This window comes from Priestia sp. JSM ZJ58 (assembly GCF_044383985.1).
Lineage (GTDB): Bacteria > Bacillota > Bacilli > Bacillales > Bacillaceae_H > Priestia > Priestia zanthoxyli.
The window spans coordinates 35,306-51,707 of record NZ_JBISEM010000007.1 but is presented as its reverse complement, the minus strand read 5'-3'; the positions used below and the strand labels follow the sequence as shown (position 1 = coordinate 51,707).

The 16,402-nt window shown below is 38.6% G+C and carries 19 protein-coding genes, 11 tRNA genes and 1 rRNA gene; 2 read left to right on the top strand and 29 right to left on the bottom strand.

The window, feature by feature from the left end; all coding sequences use genetic code 11:
* The 13 genes from ACH6EI_RS26270 to ACH6EI_RS26210 all read right to left on the bottom strand — a co-directional run.
* Positions 1 to 219 (bottom strand): 16S ribosomal RNA (locus ACH6EI_RS26270); the annotation flags it as partial.
* 81 nt (positions 220 to 300) lie between these two features.
* Positions 301 to 374: transfer RNA gene (locus ACH6EI_RS26265), tRNA-Gly, on the bottom strand.
* A gap of 4 nt (positions 375 to 378) precedes the next feature.
* Positions 379 to 455 (bottom strand) — tRNA-Arg (locus tag ACH6EI_RS26260).
* A gap of 90 nt (positions 456 to 545) precedes the next feature.
* A tRNA-Leu gene (locus ACH6EI_RS26255) sits at positions 546 to 631 on the bottom strand.
* A gap of 22 nt (positions 632 to 653) precedes the next feature.
* Positions 654 to 736 (bottom strand) — tRNA-Leu (locus tag ACH6EI_RS26250).
* Between the two features lie 12 nt (positions 737 to 748).
* A tRNA-Lys gene (locus tag ACH6EI_RS26245) sits at positions 749 to 821 on the bottom strand.
* Between the two features lie 4 nt (positions 822 to 825).
* Positions 826 to 900, bottom strand: a tRNA-Gln gene (locus tag ACH6EI_RS26240).
* A gap of 11 nt (positions 901 to 911) precedes the next feature.
* Positions 912 to 987 (bottom strand) — tRNA-Asp (locus ACH6EI_RS26235).
* Between the two features lie 29 nt (positions 988 to 1,016).
* Positions 1,017 to 1,092, bottom strand: a tRNA-Val gene (locus ACH6EI_RS26230).
* A 24-nt stretch (positions 1,093 to 1,116) separates the two neighbouring features.
* Positions 1,117 to 1,191 (bottom strand) — tRNA-Glu (locus ACH6EI_RS26225).
* A 9-nt stretch (positions 1,192 to 1,200) separates the two neighbouring features.
* Positions 1,201 to 1,291 (bottom strand) — tRNA-Ser (locus ACH6EI_RS26220).
* Positions 1,292 to 1,294: 3 nt separating this feature from the next.
* Positions 1,295 to 1,369 (bottom strand) — tRNA-Asn (locus tag ACH6EI_RS26215).
* A gap of 134 nt (positions 1,370 to 1,503) precedes the next feature.
* Positions 1,504 to 1,953, bottom strand: coding sequence for a SprT family protein (locus tag ACH6EI_RS26210; protein WP_028411875.1), 450 nt, complete (start codon positions 1,951 to 1,953; stop codon positions 1,504 to 1,506).
* 109 nt (positions 1,954 to 2,062) lie between these two features.
* Here ACH6EI_RS26210 and cmpA point away from each other — a divergent pair, with 109 nt between their 5' ends.
* The gene (gene cmpA / locus ACH6EI_RS26205) at positions 2,063 to 2,179 is read left to right on the top strand and encodes a cortex morphogenetic protein CmpA (RefSeq protein ID WP_013055014.1); all 117 of its coding nucleotides are present in this window, start codon (positions 2,063 to 2,065) and stop codon (positions 2,177 to 2,179) included.
* A gap of 57 nt (positions 2,180 to 2,236) precedes the next feature.
* Here cmpA and ACH6EI_RS26200 read toward each other — a convergent pair whose 3' ends face one another.
* From ACH6EI_RS26200 to acpS, 14 genes are all read right to left on the bottom strand, one after another.
* On the bottom strand, positions 2,237 to 4,411 hold the full coding sequence (locus tag ACH6EI_RS26200) for a Tex family protein (protein ID WP_099000536.1): 2,175 nt from the start codon (positions 4,409 to 4,411) through the stop codon (positions 2,237 to 2,239).
* 84 nt (positions 4,412 to 4,495) lie between these two features.
* Positions 4,496 to 5,101: a PP2C family serine/threonine-protein phosphatase gene (locus tag ACH6EI_RS26195; protein WP_033580804.1), complete on the bottom strand. Its 606-nt coding sequence runs from the start codon at positions 5,099 to 5,101 to the stop codon at positions 4,496 to 4,498.
* Positions 5,101 to 5,895, bottom strand: coding sequence for an RNA polymerase sigma factor SigB (gene sigB / locus ACH6EI_RS26190; protein ID WP_028411878.1), 795 nt, complete (start codon positions 5,893 to 5,895; stop codon positions 5,101 to 5,103). The genes ACH6EI_RS26195 and sigB overlap by 1 nt, the downstream gene beginning before the upstream one ends.
* Positions 5,861 to 6,346, bottom strand: a complete 486-nt coding sequence (rsbW, locus tag ACH6EI_RS26185; RefSeq protein WP_025753516.1) for an anti-sigma B factor RsbW — start codon at positions 6,344 to 6,346, stop codon at positions 5,861 to 5,863. The genes sigB and rsbW overlap by 35 nt, the downstream gene beginning before the upstream one ends.
* Positions 6,343 to 6,675: an anti-sigma factor antagonist gene (locus ACH6EI_RS26180; RefSeq protein WP_013055009.1), complete on the bottom strand. Its 333-nt coding sequence runs from the start codon at positions 6,673 to 6,675 to the stop codon at positions 6,343 to 6,345. Before ACH6EI_RS26180 ends, rsbW begins: the two co-directional genes overlap by 4 nt.
* A 59-nt stretch (positions 6,676 to 6,734) precedes the next feature.
* Positions 6,735 to 7,745, bottom strand: coding sequence for a PP2C family protein-serine/threonine phosphatase (locus ACH6EI_RS26175; RefSeq protein WP_013055008.1), 1,011 nt, complete (start codon positions 7,743 to 7,745; stop codon positions 6,735 to 6,737).
* A 13-nt stretch (positions 7,746 to 7,758) separates the two neighbouring features.
* Entirely contained in the window at positions 7,759 to 8,160 is a 402-nt protein-coding gene (locus ACH6EI_RS26170; protein WP_013055007.1) for an anti-sigma regulatory factor, read from the bottom strand.
* Positions 8,161 to 8,163: 3 nt separating this feature from the next.
* Positions 8,164 to 8,520: an STAS domain-containing protein gene (locus ACH6EI_RS26165; protein WP_013055006.1), complete on the bottom strand. Its 357-nt coding sequence runs from the start codon at positions 8,518 to 8,520 to the stop codon at positions 8,164 to 8,166.
* A 2-nt stretch (positions 8,521 to 8,522) separates the two neighbouring features.
* On the bottom strand, positions 8,523 to 9,359 hold the full coding sequence (locus ACH6EI_RS26160) for an RsbT co-antagonist protein RsbRA (protein ID WP_013055005.1): 837 nt from the start codon (positions 9,357 to 9,359) through the stop codon (positions 8,523 to 8,525).
* 157 nt (positions 9,360 to 9,516) lie between these two features.
* On the bottom strand, positions 9,517 to 9,867 hold the full coding sequence (gene ndoA / locus ACH6EI_RS26155; protein ID WP_013055004.1) for a type II toxin-antitoxin system endoribonuclease NdoA: 351 nt from the start codon (positions 9,865 to 9,867) through the stop codon (positions 9,517 to 9,519).
* Positions 9,868 to 9,871: 4 nt separating this feature from the next.
* The gene (locus ACH6EI_RS26150; RefSeq protein WP_013055003.1) at positions 9,872 to 10,153 is read right to left on the bottom strand and encodes a CopG family ribbon-helix-helix protein; all 282 of its coding nucleotides are present in this window, start codon (positions 10,151 to 10,153) and stop codon (positions 9,872 to 9,874) included.
* A 200-nt stretch (positions 10,154 to 10,353) separates the two neighbouring features.
* Positions 10,354 to 11,544 (bottom strand): alanine racemase, encoded by a 1,191-nt coding sequence (gene alr / locus ACH6EI_RS26145; protein ID WP_034327253.1) that lies wholly within the window; start codon positions 11,542 to 11,544, stop codon positions 10,354 to 10,356.
* A gap of 113 nt (positions 11,545 to 11,657) precedes the next feature.
* Complete coding sequence (locus tag ACH6EI_RS26140) at positions 11,658 to 12,716, bottom strand: LolA family protein (protein ID WP_033580802.1); 1,059 nt, start codon at positions 12,714 to 12,716, stop codon at positions 11,658 to 11,660.
* 58 nt (positions 12,717 to 12,774) lie between these two features.
* A complete protein-coding gene (acpS, locus tag ACH6EI_RS26135) occupies positions 12,775 to 13,140 on the bottom strand; it encodes a holo-ACP synthase (protein WP_028411881.1) in 366 nt (121 codons plus the stop codon).
* Between the two features lie 64 nt (positions 13,141 to 13,204).
* Between acpS and ACH6EI_RS26130 the strand changes: the two genes are divergently transcribed.
* Complete coding sequence (locus tag ACH6EI_RS26130) at positions 13,205 to 13,807, top strand: rhomboid family intramembrane serine protease (RefSeq protein WP_028411882.1); 603 nt, start codon at positions 13,205 to 13,207, stop codon at positions 13,805 to 13,807.
* A gap of 8 nt (positions 13,808 to 13,815) precedes the next feature.
* Here the strand turns inward: ACH6EI_RS26130 and uvsE are convergent, their stop codons facing one another.
* Together uvsE and cshA are read right to left on the bottom strand one after the other, a co-directional pair.
* Positions 13,816 to 14,787, bottom strand: coding sequence for a UV DNA damage repair endonuclease UvsE (gene uvsE / locus ACH6EI_RS26125; protein WP_033580801.1), 972 nt, complete (start codon positions 14,785 to 14,787; stop codon positions 13,816 to 13,818).
* 95 nt (positions 14,788 to 14,882) lie between these two features.
* The gene (gene cshA / locus ACH6EI_RS26120) at positions 14,883 to 16,394 is read right to left on the bottom strand and encodes a degradosome RNA helicase CshA (RefSeq protein WP_028411884.1); all 1,512 of its coding nucleotides are present in this window, start codon (positions 16,392 to 16,394) and stop codon (positions 14,883 to 14,885) included.
* Positions 16,395 to 16,402 lie beyond the last annotated feature (8 nt).

Sequence of the window (16,402 nt, the reverse complement as noted above, 5' to 3'; positions counted from 1 at the left end):
AAACCATCTTTCAATCATCTCCCATGAAGGAGAAGATCCTATCCGGTATTAGCTTCGGTTTCCCGAAGTTATCCCAGTCTTACAGGCAGGTTGCCCACGTGTTACTCACCCGTCCGCCGCTAACGTCATAGAAGCAAGCTTCTAATCAGTTCGCTCGACTTGCATGTATTAGGCACGCCGCCAGCGTTCATCCTGAGCCAGGATCAAACTCTCCGAAGAAATGTTTGACTTGCTCATTTAAAAAATAAAAATTAACGTTGACGTTTGTCGCTTTGTTCAGTTTTCAAAGTTCAATATATTTGGAGCGGGTGATGAGAATCGAACTCACGACATCAGCTTGGAAGGCTGAGGTTTTACCACTAAACTACACCCGCAATATGGCGCGCCCGAGAGGAGTCGAACCCCTAACCTTTTGATCCGTAGTCAAACGCTCTATCCAATTGAGCTACGGGCGCTTCTTATGATGTTTACCGCCGTTGTTTTGGCGACTTTATTATAATATCATTTCTATTTTCTTATGTCAATACTTTTTTAAAAAGTTTTTTTGGTGCGGCCGAGAGGACTTGAACCTCCACGGGGTCGCCCCCACTAGGCCCTCAACCTAGCGCGTCTGCCATTCCGCCACGACCGCTAAATACATAAAATGAATAAGATGCGGGTGAAGGGACTTGAACCCCCACGTCGTAAAGACACTAGATCCTAAGTCTAGCGCGTCTGCCAATTCCGCCACACCCGCAAGAAATGAAAATGAGCCATGAAGGACTCGAACCTTCGACCCTCTGATTAAAAGTCAGATGCTCTACCAACTGAGCTAATGGCTCTTTATGGCTGGGCTAGCTGGATTCGAACCAACGCATGACGGAATCAAAATCCGTTGCCTTACCGCTTGGCGATAGCCCAATAATTTAAAATGGCGGTCCCGACGGGAATCGAACCCGCGATCTCCTGCGTGACAGGCAGGCATGTTAACCGCTACACCACGGGACCATCCAAAATTATGTATGAAACAGTCAAAATGGTGGAGGATGACGGGATCGAACCGCCGACCCCCTGCTTGTAAGGCAGGTGCTCTCCCAGCTGAGCTAATCCTCCACAGGATATGTAAATAAAAATCAATGGTGACCCGTACGGGATTCGAACCCGTGTTACCGCCGTGAAAGGGCGGTGTCTTAACCGCTTGACCAACGGGCCATTATAAAATGGCGGAGAAGGAGGGATTTGAACCCTCGCGCCGCTTACACGACCTACACCCTTAGCAGGGGCGCCTCTTCAGCCACTTGAGTACTTCTCCATATGGCTCCACAGGTAGGACTCGAACCTACGACCGATCGGTTAACAGCCGATAGCTCTACCACTGAGCTACTGTGGAATAATATTTATCAGACTTCTTACATTGTAATCGACATTATATGTAATGTCAATAAGTTTTTGTAATTTCTTTGCCGTTTATTTGAGACGGCTTTATTAATTTACCATAATGAATCTATTTTAGTCAAGCATCTTCTACATTTTTTTTAATTTACCTTTACACTTCCCACAAACATATTTAACTGTGTTCACTTTTCTTTTTCGAACATATTTTTGATCACACTGCATACATACATATATGTGCTCTTTTTTCTTTCCATCACTTTCTTTTTTCAATGCCTGACAAAATCGAGGTGCATCTACTTCTTTCATTAACCTTTTAAAGTCTTGATCTCCATGCTTATACCCTTTCCCCTCAATATGCAAATGATAGTGACAGAGCTCATGTTTAATAATTTCTACTATTTCTTGTGTGCCATATTGTTCAAAGTATTTGTAGTTTACTTCTATATTAGATGTACGTAACAAATACCTTCCGCCTGTCGTACGTAACCGAGAATTAAAAGTGGCTTCATGACGAAATGGTTTGTGAAACAGCTTCAATGAAATTTCTTCTACAAGTATTTGTAAATCCTTATCATTCATCTTACATACTCCTCTACTGTATGAAATCACCTGACTAGCTCTTTGGGCATACACTTCATTACATACTCACTATTCACCTTATCATAAATGAAAAGGAGTGATTGTCCTTATGCCAATGTGGCTACAAAAACAAATGAGGCGCGCTTATTCTGAAAAAGACCGTGCACAAATAAAATTGCTCAACCAATGTTGGTTTTTTTATCAAAAAAATAATTCCGCTTCTTAAATCACTTCTTTTTACAAATAAAATTGCCTTTTCAGAAAATCTGAAAAGGCAATTTTATTATTGATGGGGCGGAATCATCGTCAGTGCAACTCTTCCTTTTTTCATATCTACGTCTTCTACCCACACATTCACCAAATCTCCTACTGAAACGACATCGAGGGGATGCTTAACGTACCGATTCGTTAATTTAGAAATATGGACTAGACCGTCTTGCTTAACTCCTATATCGATGAACGCTCCGAAGTCTACGACGTTTCGCACCGTTCCTTCAAGCTGAATACCTTTTGCTAGATCCTCTAGCTTCAAAATATCCTGACGGAGCAAAGGTTTTGGCAGTTCATCACGAGGATCTCTTTCCGGTCTTACGAGCGCTTCTATAATGTCTTTTAAAGTAAGCTCCCCTATACTTAGTTCTTCTGATATTTCGGGTAAAGAAATATGTTTTAATGCTTCTTTTACTTTCTCCGTTCCAAGTTCAGTCTCTTTCACTTCCGCTTTCTTTAAAAGCTTTTTAACGTCTCCATATGTTTCAGGATGGATACCCGTTCTGTCTAAAGGTTCTTCACCTTCTATAATACGTAAAAACCCAATACACTGCTCATATGTTTTAGCCCCTAGACGCGGAATTTTCTTCAACTGTTTTCGGTTAGAGAATTTTCCGTTTTCATCCCGATATTTTACAATGTTTTGAGCAACTGTCTTATTTAGACCAGCAACGTATTGTAGAAGCGAAGCAGAAGCCGTGTTTGCATTCACTCCTACTTGGTTTACTACTGTCTCTACAATAAAAGTCAGTGAATCATTTAATTGCTTTTGAGACACATCATGCTGATATTGCCCTACTCCTACCGACTTAGGATCGATTTTCACAAGCTCAGCCAGCGGATCTTGCAGCCTTCTGGCAATCGATACAGCGCTTCGCTCTTCTACTTGAAAATCAGGGAATTCTTCTCTAGCAACATCAGAAGCCGAATATACGCTTGCTCCCGCTTCATTCACAATCAAATAATAAACTGGGTTTTCAATTTCTTTAAGAACATCCGCTACAAATTGCTCCGTTTCGCGAGATGCCGTTCCATTTCCAATTGCCACTACTTCAATAGGGTATTCAGCGAACATTTTCTTTAATTTATTTTGTGCTTCAGCTGCTTTTCTCACAGGAGGATGTGGATAAATAACATCAATTTTTAATACCTTGCCTGTTTCATCTACTACAGCTAATTTGCAGCCTGTTCGAAAAGCTGGATCTACTCCTAATACCACTTTCCCTTTCAATGGAGGTTGGAGAAGAAGTTTTCGTAAGTTTTCAGAAAAGATGTGAATGGCTCTTTCTTCCGCTTTTTCTGATAGGTCTTTACGAATTTCGCGTTCAATAGATGGTTCTATTAAGCGTTTATAAGCATCTTCTATAGCTGAGATGATATAACCTTCAGCTGAAGAATCCCTTTTCTTGATTACTTCTTTATGTAAATATGAAAGAATACGATCTGTAGGCGCGTCAATACTCACTTTTAAAATACCGTCTTTTTCTCCTCTATTCATAGCTAAAATACGGTGAGGAACGATTCGCTTTACCGCTTCTGTATATTCATAGTACATTTCATAGATATTTTTTTCATCTTTTTCCGGATCTTTGACTGAAGTAACAATTATGCCATCTTTTACAGTGGTCGTACGAATCCATTGACGGTAAGATGCTTCGTCAGAAATTTGTTCCGCTACAATGTCTAGGGCTCCCTGAATAGCTTCGTCAGAAGATTGAACTCCTGCTTCTTCATTTATGTATGTTTGCGCTTCAATGTTCACGTCAGAATTCGGGAAACTTAGTAGCCACTGTGCTAATGGTTCAAGACCTTTTTCTTTTGCTACAGTTGCTTTTGTACGTCGTTTTTGCTTAAAAGGGCGGTATAAATCTTCTACTTGCTGCAATTTCTTCGCTTGATGAATTTGAGCAGACAGTTCCTCAGTTAATTTCCCTTGCTCTTCAATTAATCGGTGAACTTCCTGTTTACGCTCCTCTAAATTCATTAAGTAGTTCCAGGAATCTAAAATATTCCGGATTTGGACTTCATCCAAAGCACCAGTTTGTTCTTTTCTATATCGAGCAATAAAGGGAACTGTATTACCATCTTCTACTAAAGCAATTACGTTTTGTACTTGCTTGTGTGAAATCTCTACCTCTTTACTTACATGTTGAACAATTTGATTATCTAATTTCGTTGCAACAGACACAGCTTATCCTCCTACCTAAATGAAACTTTGTCTCTATTGTAACAAAACTCACATGCAATAACACATGTGAGCTAAAAAGAAAGGCTATGCAGTTGGAAGATGACCAGCGATATACGTAATATCGTCATTATGAGATCGAATTGCTGCCTGTAGGCGTGTCGACAATTGATCGACATTCATCGAGTTAGCAAAAACAGATTTAATCTCTTTTAATTCTAAGCCATCTGTATGAATCAAAAATTTAGAACCGGAGTCATATGGGAAGGTTTGTGTGCGGAACTTTTGAATTTTCCCTGATAAAAAACCTTGAATTGGCAGAGGGTACGTTAATTTCCCCTCCGGAGAATACAGATAAAAGCGGATATTACCTACATTTGTGTAATGAAATTCGTTATGTTTTTTATCAATTTTCAAAATAGCTACTGCTGCGCCTCTTGTATGTCGAGTAGCCTTGTTGCACTTAGAAATGATCTCATCTACATCTAGATGATGATGAGCTTTCGCTACATCCGTAACAGCTACAGAAGCGGCTCTGGCTTGTTCACCGCTTCCTAATCCATCTGCCACTGCACATAGAAAATAATCATCCGTTTCTTTGACATAGTAACTATCTCCACAACACACGTTCCCTTGCTTTGGCTCTTGATATATATGAGTTTGAATCGACTTTGTATTCGGGTCTACTGTCATCACGACATATACTCCGAATCGTTAGAATCTGAGCGAGCTGCAGTCCTTAGCTTATCAAGAGCTCTTCTTTGCAGTCGAGATACATGCATTTGAGAAATCCCTAATTTCTCACCGGCATCTTTTTGACTCAGATTTTCAATAAATGTATAGCGAATTACTTCTTTTTCTCTATCGCTTAATACATGAAGAATCTTTTCTAACACTAAGCGCTGATCAGTTTTCTCATAACCCGACTCTTGTTCACCTACTAAATCAAGGATTGTAACAGTACTTCCATCAGAGTCTGCTTCAATAGAATGATCAACAGACAACGCTTGATAACTTTGCCCCATCTCCATCGTTTCTAAAATTTCTTCCTCTGTCACTCCGATATGATCAGCAATTTCTTTTACTTGAGGAGATCGCTGTAAACGGGTTGTTAGATCTTCGACAGCTGCTTTAATTTTAGGACCTAATTCTTTGATGCGGCGCGGTACGTGAACACTCCACGTTTTATCGCGTAAAAATCGCTTAATCTCTCCAATGATTGTAGGAACAGCAAACGATTCAAAACTTCTTCCAAATGAAGCATCATACCTTCTAATAGCTCCTAACAGTCCTAGCATCCCTACCTGCACAATATCTTCATGTAAGCTTCTGCCTTTTGAATAACGACGTGCAATAGATTCAACAAGGTTCTTGTAATGTACTACTAGATCACTTTGTGCTTCTTCATCCTGCGTTTTTTGAAAGCGCTCAATTCGTTCCTGAACCTGTTCTTTAGTTAATTTCATAGGTTGAGACTGTGTTTTCATCACTCTCCACCTGCTCTCTTTGCACATACTTAGTCATCATTAGCGTTACACCTTTTGAATTGACCATTTTCACTTCGTCCATTAGTGTTTCAATTAAATATAAACCAAGTCCACCTTCAGGAAGAAATTCAACTTCTTTTGATGTTTCATAAGGTCCTATATGTTCCTTAAGCTCTTCAAAATTAAAGCTTTCGCCTTTATCGACCACCATGATTTCTAAACGGTCATCAAATAAACCAAAACCTACTCTCACTTCACCATTTTCTTCACTCTTGTAAGCATGCTGTACGGCATTTGTACATGCCTCACTCACAGCAATTTTCATATCTTCAATTTCATCATAAGAAAAACCCATCCGGTTCGCTACACCAGACAGCGTCAGTCGAATAATCGCTACATAGTCTGGCTTAGCAGGAATCTTCATCTCAACAAAGTCATAAGGCTGTTTCATTTTACGCCACCTTCTACTTGTGAATTCACGTTTAAAATGTCTGTGAGGCCCGTAATATCAAATAAGCGCTTGATGCGCTCTGATACACCAACAAATTTCAAAGAGCCGTTATTTTTCTTATTGGCTTTTAACAATGCAATAAATACACCTAGTCCTGTACTATCCATGTATGATACATCGGTTAAATCGACTATAATTTCCGGTTCAGTATGTTCAGTAATTTCCATGAACTTTTCTTTTAGCTTAGGTGCTGTATATGCGTCAATCTCTCCAGCCAGCTTAATACGATATGCTTGACCGTCCTTTTGTATATCTATTTTTAAATTCATCGTATTAGTAGACCCCCTCTAATTTTGTGCTATCTTTTCTGTACCCTTATTTAGAATACTTAAACTAAACTCTTCAAAATAATCAATGTAAAGTCATCTCTCAATTGAAAATGCTGTAATTTTTCCAGCTCTTTATATACAGATTCTACAATTTCTTGAGGAGACAAATGCATGTATTTTCGAATTAATTTTATGATGTCCAATCTTTCGATAAATCCTTCTTCAGTTCTGCATTCTGTTACACCATCTGTTAACAGAACAATCATATCGCCTTTTGAAAGCTGCTGCTCGTACTGAAGATATTTCACATGGCGATCGACTCCTAGCACGAGTCCTTTTGCTTCCAAATCTTCAAATGAATCAGCTTTGGCATCATAATAAAAGCCTGGCTCATGCCCTGCAGATGCATAATCAAATAAGTTTGTCTCGGGATTATAACTTCCGTAGAACATCGTAATAAACATACTTGGATCTACGTTTCTCTCTACAATATTATTCAAGTTCTCCAATACGTAACTTGGATTTTTTCTTGAGTCCGGTAAGCTGTCCATTGCATACTTGATCATAGACATACACATTGCAGCTGGAATTCCTTTTCCGATCACATCGGCAATGGCAATACTTAACCCACCGTGCTCTTCTTCTACAAAGTGAAAATAATCTCCGTTCATCTGTTTAGCAGGTACGCTAATCGCGCCAATTTCTAAAGTTGAACTAGCCGGAACCTTTGTCCCTAACAGCGTCTGCTGGACGTTAGCGGCAACTTCGATTTCAGAACGAAGTTCCCGCTGCTTATTTTTTAATGTTTGATGCTCACGAAGAGCAAGACCGTAGCTAATCATTACCTCAAGTAAAAAGTCCAGAGAATGCAGCACTTTTTCTGGAATATCAGAATAAATTTCTTCAATCACTTCTTTATGAATGCTCACAATATCTTCTGGCGATATTTCATTCTCTAAAGATTTTCTACTTAGTTTTTGTCCTTGATACAAAATTTGTTCATTTTGTGTTTGGATATAGTTCCCCAAAATATCTTTGTATAAATCTCTCATCTCTTTATCAAAAGACATTATCTATTTCCTCCTACCGGAGCCACTTAACTGCTTTAATCTCAGTACCTTCTCCGACATTTGTTTCGATGTCAAACTCATCCATCAATCGTTTTACCCCAGGAAGCCCAGCTCCTAGTCCACCCGATGTTGAGTATCCATCTTCCATTACTTTGCGAACGTCGGGGATACCTGGCCCTTCATCTGTTGCTACGACAAGAAGACCGTTTTTTCCTCCACGATTTAATTTCTCAATATAGATTTGACCCTTACCCGCATATAGGTAAATATTACGAGCTAATTCAGAAATGGCGGTTGTAATACGAGCTTGGTCAACTGTTCCAAACCCTAGCTCTTTCGACACATTTCTACCTAATTGGCGTGCCGCTACGATGTCCCATTCTGTTACGATTTTTACGCTGGATTGGAATTCCATATACTAATCCCCCAATTCCGATTGGAGTTTCTCAAGACCTTTTTCTAAATCGAGTGCAGTAAGAACATCGTTTAGGCCAATCCCTAACTCAACAAGTGTAATAGCTACTGCAGGCTGGATACCTGTTAATACTACTCTGGCCCCCATCAAATTAGACATGCTAACCACGTCACCTAACACTTTTGCGATGAATGAATCGATCATATCAATTGAAGTTAAATCGATTACCACTCCTTTTGCTCCAGTTTGATGAATTTTACTTAGCAAATCTTCTTGGAATTGAATAGCCGTTTGATCATCCAGCTCCCATTGAATGGATACCAATAAGTAGTCGTACAATTTCAAAATGGGTATTCTCACGTTTATTCCTCCGATTCTATATCAACTATTTTCCGCTCAGTCATTTCTAACGCAAACTCTACACCTTTTTTTAATGAGTTTTTCGTAATAATTTCATTTAAGTTAATACCTAAGTTCACAATAGTCTGAGCAATTTCCGGACGAATTCCTACTAACAAACACTTGGCTCCAACCAAACGTACGGCTTCAGCAGCTTGAATGATATGATGGGCAACCATCGTATCCACTACTGGTACTCCGGTAATATCTATTAATACGACCTCTGATCGGTGCTTTACGACACCTTGCAGTAAGTTTTCCATAATTTTCTTTGCACGATCGGTGTCAATTGTTCCCACAAGCGGCATTACCGTAATTTTATCAAATACCGGTATTAATGGAGCAGACAATTCTTGAAGTGCAACTTTTTGCAACATAACTGTATTTTCCCACGAGTTGGAGTATTGTTCTACTATTTTGTTATAAATAGGGCTTAACCACTTGTCAAACCGATAGAATAATTCAGAATGAGTTTGATCAGCCTTTACATGTTCACTGTTTACATACCCTTCAACCACTACATGACCCAAGTTACGTACACCCTGTGTCAAATAAGCAAGAGGCCATCCTAAACTCACAACTCGTCCTACTACTTCCTCTAGTTCCTCTGCAAAATTTTCCTGATCACGGAATGCTTTTGCCAAAAGTAAATTTACAAAATCAGAGCTTACATTTACGTACACTTGCTCGGATACAATGTTTTTAATCCGCTCTGTTTCCACATCATTCATTAACACTAGCCATCGATCAAAAATTTCTGATTTATGATTTTGTATATAATTGAATAAATCTTGATTCATGAGGTCCTCCTTGTGAGTCAATACACTCATTTATATCTATATATATATTATCATTTTTAAAACGTTTCTTATTACAATATACGTTTACTGATTATTCCTAGTCAAATTAAAAAAGTTGCTCATAAAGGAGCAACTTAGCATAAATGGAAGTATAATTCTAAAAGTCGATAAGTCCTACACTGATTTGCAAGGCTTCATCCACTCTGTCCATCATTTCATCATCTAAATGGGTAATCTTGTCTGTTAGCCTCTGTTTATCAATAGTACGAATTTGTTCTAGTAAAATAACTGAATCTCGCTCAAATCCATAGCGCTTTGCATCAATTTCAACATGCGTAGGTAACTTTGCCTTTTGAATTTGAGCAGTGATCGCAGCTACAATAACAGTTGGGCTAAAACGATTGCCTATATCATTTTGAATGACAAGTACAGGGCGAACGCCTCCTTGTTCTGAGCCAACAACAGGAGATAGGTCAGCAAAATAAACGTCGCCACGTTTGACTACCAAGTCATTACCCCCCGCTTACTAAACGATCCACAGTATGATCAGCTTCATACTCTGCTAGAAAAGCCTCGGAAGCAATATTTAAGTTTATCTTTGCCATCTCCATATATCCACGTCTCATTGATTCGCGAATATGGCGTTTTTTTCGCTCACGAAGGTACAATTTTGTTGCTTGGTGAATAAAATCACTTCGGTTGCCATTTTCTTGTTTAACCATAAGATCGAGCTCCGATACTAAATTTTTCGGTAATCTTACTAGGATTTCTGTAGTTGCGCTCGCTTCAGACACAAACATACACCTCCAACATCAATACACACACCAATAGTCTCATCTTTCCTTATCATAACATTGATTAGCTTTAATGGAAAGTTAATTCTGTCAATTTCTACACTATTATCGTCAATTGATACCCTCTTTTATGCATGGAAGTTATTATTTTATTGTCTTTTGTTCGCAGGCTTTTTATGTTGACTCAGGAAGATGTATATTCAGCGCAAGATATAATTATTAACATGAATGTGCTGAGAATCTCTTGTATAAACCCTCGGAACCCTTGCTGCAATCATGCAAGGGATTTCATAATTAATTGTTTCAAGATGCTTTGCTACTTCATCAATTGTAATTTCAGCACCTTGTTGTTTTCCAATAAATGTTACTTTTGTACCCATTTTATACATTTTAGGCAATTTAATCATCAATTGATCCATGCATATCCTACCAACAATTGGCACTTTAACTCCATCTACTAACACTTCAAAATTACTTAATTTACGAATCCAGCCGTCTGCGTATCCTACTGGAATAGTAGCAATCCATTCATCTTCTTTAGCTTCATAAGTAGCTCCGTAACTGATATGACTCCCTTTTTTGACTTTTTTAACATGCACAATACGGCTGTGCAGCGAAAAAGCTTGTTTTAACGGAATTGGCAAGACTTCTTTTAATTCCTCTGAAGGACTCAAGCCATACATAGAGATACCTAAGCGTACGCCATTAAAGATATCGCTCGGACGACGAAGCAAAGCTGCGCTATTTGCACAGTGAATCATCGGAGGTGTAAAACTATGTTCTTTCACAATTCGAACCATTTCTTCAAAGAATGTGTATTGTTTTTCAAAATAAGACGAATTTAGCTCGTCTGCTGTTGCAAAGTGCGTAAACACTCCATCCAGCGCGAACCCTGAATGAGAAGTGATGATATTCATCGTTTCGTGTAATTCTTCTTTTGTTCTAATTCCTAAGCGACCCATGCCTGTATCTATTTTTAAATGCATATGCAACTGACTGTTTGCACCTAGAATGGACGCCGCTTCTTCAATCCAAGCTTTGCTATAAGCAGTGACCGTTACATCCCACTCCAATGCAGTTTGAATGTGTAAGGGAGGCACGGCTCCTAATACTAAAATGGATTCCTTTATTCCTTTTTTTCGAAGAGCAATAGCTTCATCCAAAAAAGCTACAGCTAGCATATCAGCGCCAGCTTGAAGCGCAATCTCTGCTACTTCTTTATCTCCATGCCCGTACGCATTCGCTTTTACTACGGCCATTAACGTTTTATGCCCCGGTATCAGTTCTCTTACATGATTCACATTTTGAAAAATGGCTTCTACATCAATTTCTGCCCATGTTTCTCTATAAAATGCATCCATTACTACGACACTTCCTTTTTTCAGAACCATTCTAAACGTACTTTCCTCTGTTAGTATAATACATCTATAGCCAAACTTCATCTCGATCTTTATTCAAATTAAGCAAGAACAAGCCTACATATATGCAGGCTTGTAAGCTTCTCTTATTTTCCCATCTGACTTTGCACAGATCTAGCAACTGTACTCAATTCATCTGGTGTCAGCTGATCAGAAGCCAGCATAAAGTCTACTCCATTATATGTCCAAGATAGACTTTTATCCGTTAAAGCTCCCACAGTAAAACCTAAATCAAATGGCTCTCCGGCAGTAACTGTAGATGTTGCTGTTTTAGCTACTTGCGCTTTTTCTTGTACAAGCGTAAACGGCTTTTCTCCTTTGTACATTAAAACGACTCTCTCACCATTTTCCGTCTCAATTTTCTTTTCCTTGGACAGCTTTGTACCTTTTGGAACGTCCTTAGGATAAAGAACGCTAAATGATTTGTGCTGAGCTAATGTCGGAATGTCAATCTTTGCACTTGTCATGTTTCTTTTTGTATCAAAAGCCCCTTTATCAAACTTAGAATCGAATTTCACCTTAGAGAAATCAACTTTTATTAACACTTTATTATCCGTATCCATAATTTTAACCGACACAGGCGCTAAGTCACTTTTGTTCAGCGTAATTTCTTGTTTAGGAAGCATTGTGCTATTTTGATAGTTCGTTTTTGTTTCAAAAATATAATGTTTATCCGTTGACTTAAAACTTGCCTTTTCATCCTTCACAATATCTTGGACAAGGGATTCATACAAATAAGCTTGACTGCTATTTTGCGGCCAGTCACTTTGAAAACGAAAGCTTTTATTTAAGGCAGGCGTTAAAACAAAAACCCCTTCATCATTACGCAAAATCATTTGGCTTTGATCTTTCTTTGTATTTTTCAAATTCACTCGATAGTACATAGGCTTACTATGCCAAATCTCTACATCGTATACTTGAGCATCTTTCCCTGTATTCAATGTCATCTTAGCATCTGATTTATACCCCGCCATTTCTTGTACCTTGGCATCCAATGCATCTGTTACATCCTGCTGACTTTTTTCACCGCATGCTGATAAGGCTAAGAGAAAAAAGGCGCAAACAAATAAGCCAATCCATTTTTTATGCATTTCCCCAACTCCTTTGTTTCGTATATTCACAGCTAAACGGAGAAGCAAGAACATATCTTGTCTCCCCTATCCACACTATGAATATATGAACAAGAAATAGTGAATATGCAGACTAGCTTGACAAGCGTTCAATAATTACTTGAGCAATCGCATAGTGCGCACTGTGGGAAATAGATACGTGTACAGATGCTTCCAGTGGTTGTTTTGTAACAATGTGGGGTTTCCCTCTTTCATCATTCACGATTTCGATATCTTGGAAGCTGAAATCTTTCCCTATTCCTGTTCCAAGAGCTTTCGAATATGCTTCCTTCACAGCAAATCTTCCTGCTAAAAATTCGACCTTACGTCGGCTTGATAGCTTTTCATAGCGTTCTCTTTCATTTTTTGTTAAAATCCGAGTAATAAAAGCGCTTTGACGCTGCACCATTTTTTCAATCCGCTCTAACTCTGTAATATCAATTCCAGTTCCTATAATCATTTTCATTTAATCCTCTCTTACAGAATAGTATATAAAAATGCCTTTATAAAAAGGAGTGACAAATATGTTCGTACGCACAGAAAATGCAGCTGAATTTAAACGTTTTTATCCTGTTACCTTCACGCTTATCTGCATCCACATTGCGCTATGGTTACTTGCCGCTCTTCCCTCACACCTTGCAGAATCTTTTATACATCAGCTTATTGGTGTGAATAGTTTAATTTCCCAAGGAGACTACTGGCGGCTTTTCACACCTATCTTTTTACATCTAAGCTTTTCACATCTTCTTTTTAACTCATTTTCATTGTTCTTGTTAGGACCAGGCGCTGAGCGTATTCTTTCTTCTTATAAGTTTCTTCTATTCTACCTTACGTGTGGATTGCTTGGAAATATCGTTACATTTCTAATCCAATCTTCTTTTTACAGCCATGTGGGTGCATCCGGTGCCATTTTCGGACTGCTCGGATTTTACCTCTATCTTGTCATAAAACAAAAGCATATGCTTTCTAAAAGCAACCAGCAAATCATTGTCGTCTTTTTAATTATTGGATTACTTTCAGGTCTGCTAACGCCAGGAACCAACAATACAGCTCATTTCGCTGGAGGTATTGCTGGATTTCTTCTCGCTTTTCTTACGTTCAAACAGAAAAACAAGCCACAGATATGAGGCCTGCTTTAGGATTTAATATAAAAAGTGGATGAGTTAATAAATTCCACATCTTCATAAGTCTTCAAATCTCTTACTAACTGAAAGAGCGCTTCATCTTTTTTCTTAGCTTCAATCATGCAATCAATTTGCGGTATCGTTCCATTTACTTCTTTTAAAAAGCTGTAAAACCCATTAACATCGATATAATCTGCATGGGCTCTAAATTCTTTATCACTTTTAGGACTAGATATATGCATTTTTAGAGGAAGTGTTTCATGTTCCCATGTTCTAATGATACGGTCCCAATGCTCTTGCCATGAAGTTTCATCGTTGTTCGCCTGATGATGATGAAGATCAAAAATGATTGGGACATTTAGTTTTTCACATAAATACAAGACGTCTTTTATATGAAAGGTTGTATCGTCGTTTTCCAACATAATCATTTGCTGAAGGGATTGAGGTACAAGCCCCCAATTATGAATAAACTGCTCCAGTGCTTTTTCTTTATCATTATAAGCTCCTCCAACATGTAGAACACAGCGATTTTGAAGCGGAATATCCATTCCTTTCAGCAACTTTTGATGCATGCGAAGAGTTTGGATAGAATGCTTAAAAACCTCTTTATCCGTTGAGTTTAAAACAACAAAATGATCCGGGTGAAAATCTACTCGCATTGGATGTTCCTTCAAAAATACAGAAATACGCTGAAGAGCATCTTTTAAAGGAGCTATGTAGTTCCACTCTTTTAGTGCCTCATGGTTAGCTAATGGAATTAACTTAGAACTGAATCGAAAAAACTCAATTTCACTCCAAGCATTATGTTTTAATAACCGTAAGCAGTTTTCTAAGTTGGATATTGCAATACGTTCGAGCTTGCGAATGGCCGCTTCATGGTCTTTCACACGCTGAAATTGTGCAAAAGTCATTGTTTGAGAAGGAGAACTATTTTCCAAATGAACGCTCATCGCCACATAACCTAACCGAACAATGGTCGACATTAGTGAACACCCCATTTTATTTTACTCATAGTGTGCACCAATAAAATAGCAATTAACACATAAAAAAAACGAGCCTGTTAAGGCTCGTTTTTATTTTACGCTTTGCTGCGAGAATCTTTACGATTACTGCTGCTATTGCGATTTCTATTATCACTGCCGTTGCTTCCACCGCGACGCTTGTCACCAAAACGCTTTGAGTTTCCACGACGATTTTGCTGTGAGTAGTTTTTAGAGTTAGAACGTGAACGACCTCCGCCATTTCCACGTTTGTTTTTATCACCTTTTGCAATTACCGGTGGTTCAGCAGTTAATTGAATTGGTGATTCATTTGGTTCTTTTGTAAATAATTTGATTGCCGCTGCCACTAATGAAACTGAATCGTGCTCTTCAAGTAACTCTTCTGCCAACTGTTTGTAGTAAGATAAGTTGCCTTGTGTCACAGATTCCGTTAATTTGTCAGCTGCAATACGCTGTTGACCTTCCATTGCTTCATCAAGCGTTGGAGCAGTCATACGCTCCATTTTACGTTTTGTTGTACGCTCAATATTGTGTAACTGTCCAGTTTCTCTTGGCGTTACAAATGTCATAGCAGCACCCATTTTACCAGCACGTCCTGTACGTCCGATACGGTGTACATAGCTCTCCGGATCTTGAGGGATATCAAAGTTGTATACATGAGTAACGCCAGAAATATCAAGTCCGCGTGCAGCTACGTCTGTCGCAACTAATACATCAATAGAACCTTCTTTAAATTGACGTAGTACAGATAGACGTTTCGATTGTGTCAAGTCACCATGGATACCTTGTGCAGAATAACCACGCATATTTAATGCTTCTGATAACTCATCAACACGGCGCTTTGTACGACCAAAGATGATAGCTAATTCAGGTGATTGCATATCTAAAAGACGAGTAAGGATATCAAATTTACGCTTTTCTTGTACTTCTAAATAATACTGCGTAATGTTTGGCATCGTTACTTCTTTTGCTTTTACTTTTACCACTTTTGGTTCGTTCATGAATTTTTCAGCAATGCGACGGATTGGAGTAGGCATTGTTGCTGAGAATAAAAGTGTTTGGTGGTTCTCAGGTACGTTTGATAAGATTTTTTCAATGTCTTCGATGAATCCCATGTTTAACATTTCATCTGCTTCATCTAAAATAACTGTATGAACGTCTTGTAGACGAAGTGTACGACGATTAATATGATCTAGCATACGTCCTGGTGTCCCTACGATGATATGAGGGTGCTTTTTCAATGCACGAATTTGACGACTGATATCTTGACCACCATAAATTGATAGCACGCGTACGCGCTTTGTTTGACCAATTTTGTAAAGTTCTTCAGATACCTGTACAGCAAGTTCACGAGTAGGAGCAATAATTAACCCTTGAATTGCATCTACGTTTACATCAACTTTTTCAATAAGAGGAATACCAAATGCCGCTGTTTTCCCTGTTCCTGTTTGTGCTTGTCCGATCAAATCGTGACCTTCTAGTGCTAATGGGATAGTTTCTGATTGAATTGGTGTTGCTTCTTCAAAACCCATTTTACTCACAGCTTTGTTAAGCTGTTGACTTAATCCTAAATCTTGAAATAATGCCAAGTTTTTCA

What these genes read in the sequence shown, in the direction of transcription:
- ACH6EI_RS26210 (WP_028411875.1), bottom strand. Translation starts at nt 1,953, where the DNA reads ATGAATGATAAGGATTTACAAATACTTGTAGAAGAAATTTCATTGAAG.
- cmpA (WP_013055014.1), top strand. Translation starts at nt 2,063, where the DNA reads ATGCCAATGTGGCTACAAAAACAAATGAGGCGCGCTTATTCTGAAAAA.
- ACH6EI_RS26195 (WP_033580804.1), bottom strand. Translation starts at nt 5,101, where the DNA reads ATGACAGTAGACCCGAATACAAAGTCGATTCAAACTCATATATATCAA.
- sigB (WP_028411878.1), bottom strand. Translation starts at nt 5,895, where the DNA reads ATGAAAACACAGTCTCAACCTATGAAATTAACTAAAGAACAGGTTCAG.
- rsbW (WP_025753516.1), bottom strand. Translation starts at nt 6,346, where the DNA reads ATGAAACAGCCTTATGACTTTGTTGAGATGAAGATTCCTGCTAAGCCA.
- ACH6EI_RS26180 (WP_013055009.1), bottom strand. Translation starts at nt 6,675, where the DNA reads ATGAATTTAAAAATAGATATACAAAAGGACGGTCAAGCATATCGTATT.
- ACH6EI_RS26175 (WP_013055008.1), bottom strand. Translation starts at nt 7,745, where the DNA reads ATGTCTTTTGATAAAGAGATGAGAGATTTATACAAAGATATTTTGGGG.
- ACH6EI_RS26170 (WP_013055007.1), bottom strand. Translation starts at nt 8,160, where the DNA reads ATGGAATTCCAATCCAGCGTAAAAATCGTAACAGAATGGGACATCGTA.
- ACH6EI_RS26160 (WP_013055005.1), bottom strand. Translation starts at nt 9,359, where the DNA reads ATGAATCAAGATTTATTCAATTATATACAAAATCATAAATCAGAAATT.
- alr (WP_034327253.1), bottom strand. Translation starts at nt 11,544, where the DNA reads ATGGTTCTGAAAAAAGGAAGTGTCGTAGTAATGGATGCATTTTATAGA.
- ACH6EI_RS26140 (WP_033580802.1), bottom strand. Translation starts at nt 12,716, where the DNA reads ATGTTCTTGCTTCTCCGTTTAGCTGTGAATATACGAAACAAAGGAGTT.
- acpS (WP_028411881.1), bottom strand. Translation starts at nt 13,140, where the DNA reads ATGATTATAGGAACTGGAATTGATATTACAGAGTTAGAGCGGATTGAA.
- ACH6EI_RS26130 (WP_028411882.1), top strand. Translation starts at nt 13,205, where the DNA reads ATGTTCGTACGCACAGAAAATGCAGCTGAATTTAAACGTTTTTATCCT.
- uvsE (WP_033580801.1), bottom strand. Translation starts at nt 14,787, where the DNA reads ATGTCGACCATTGTTCGGTTAGGTTATGTGGCGATGAGCGTTCATTTG.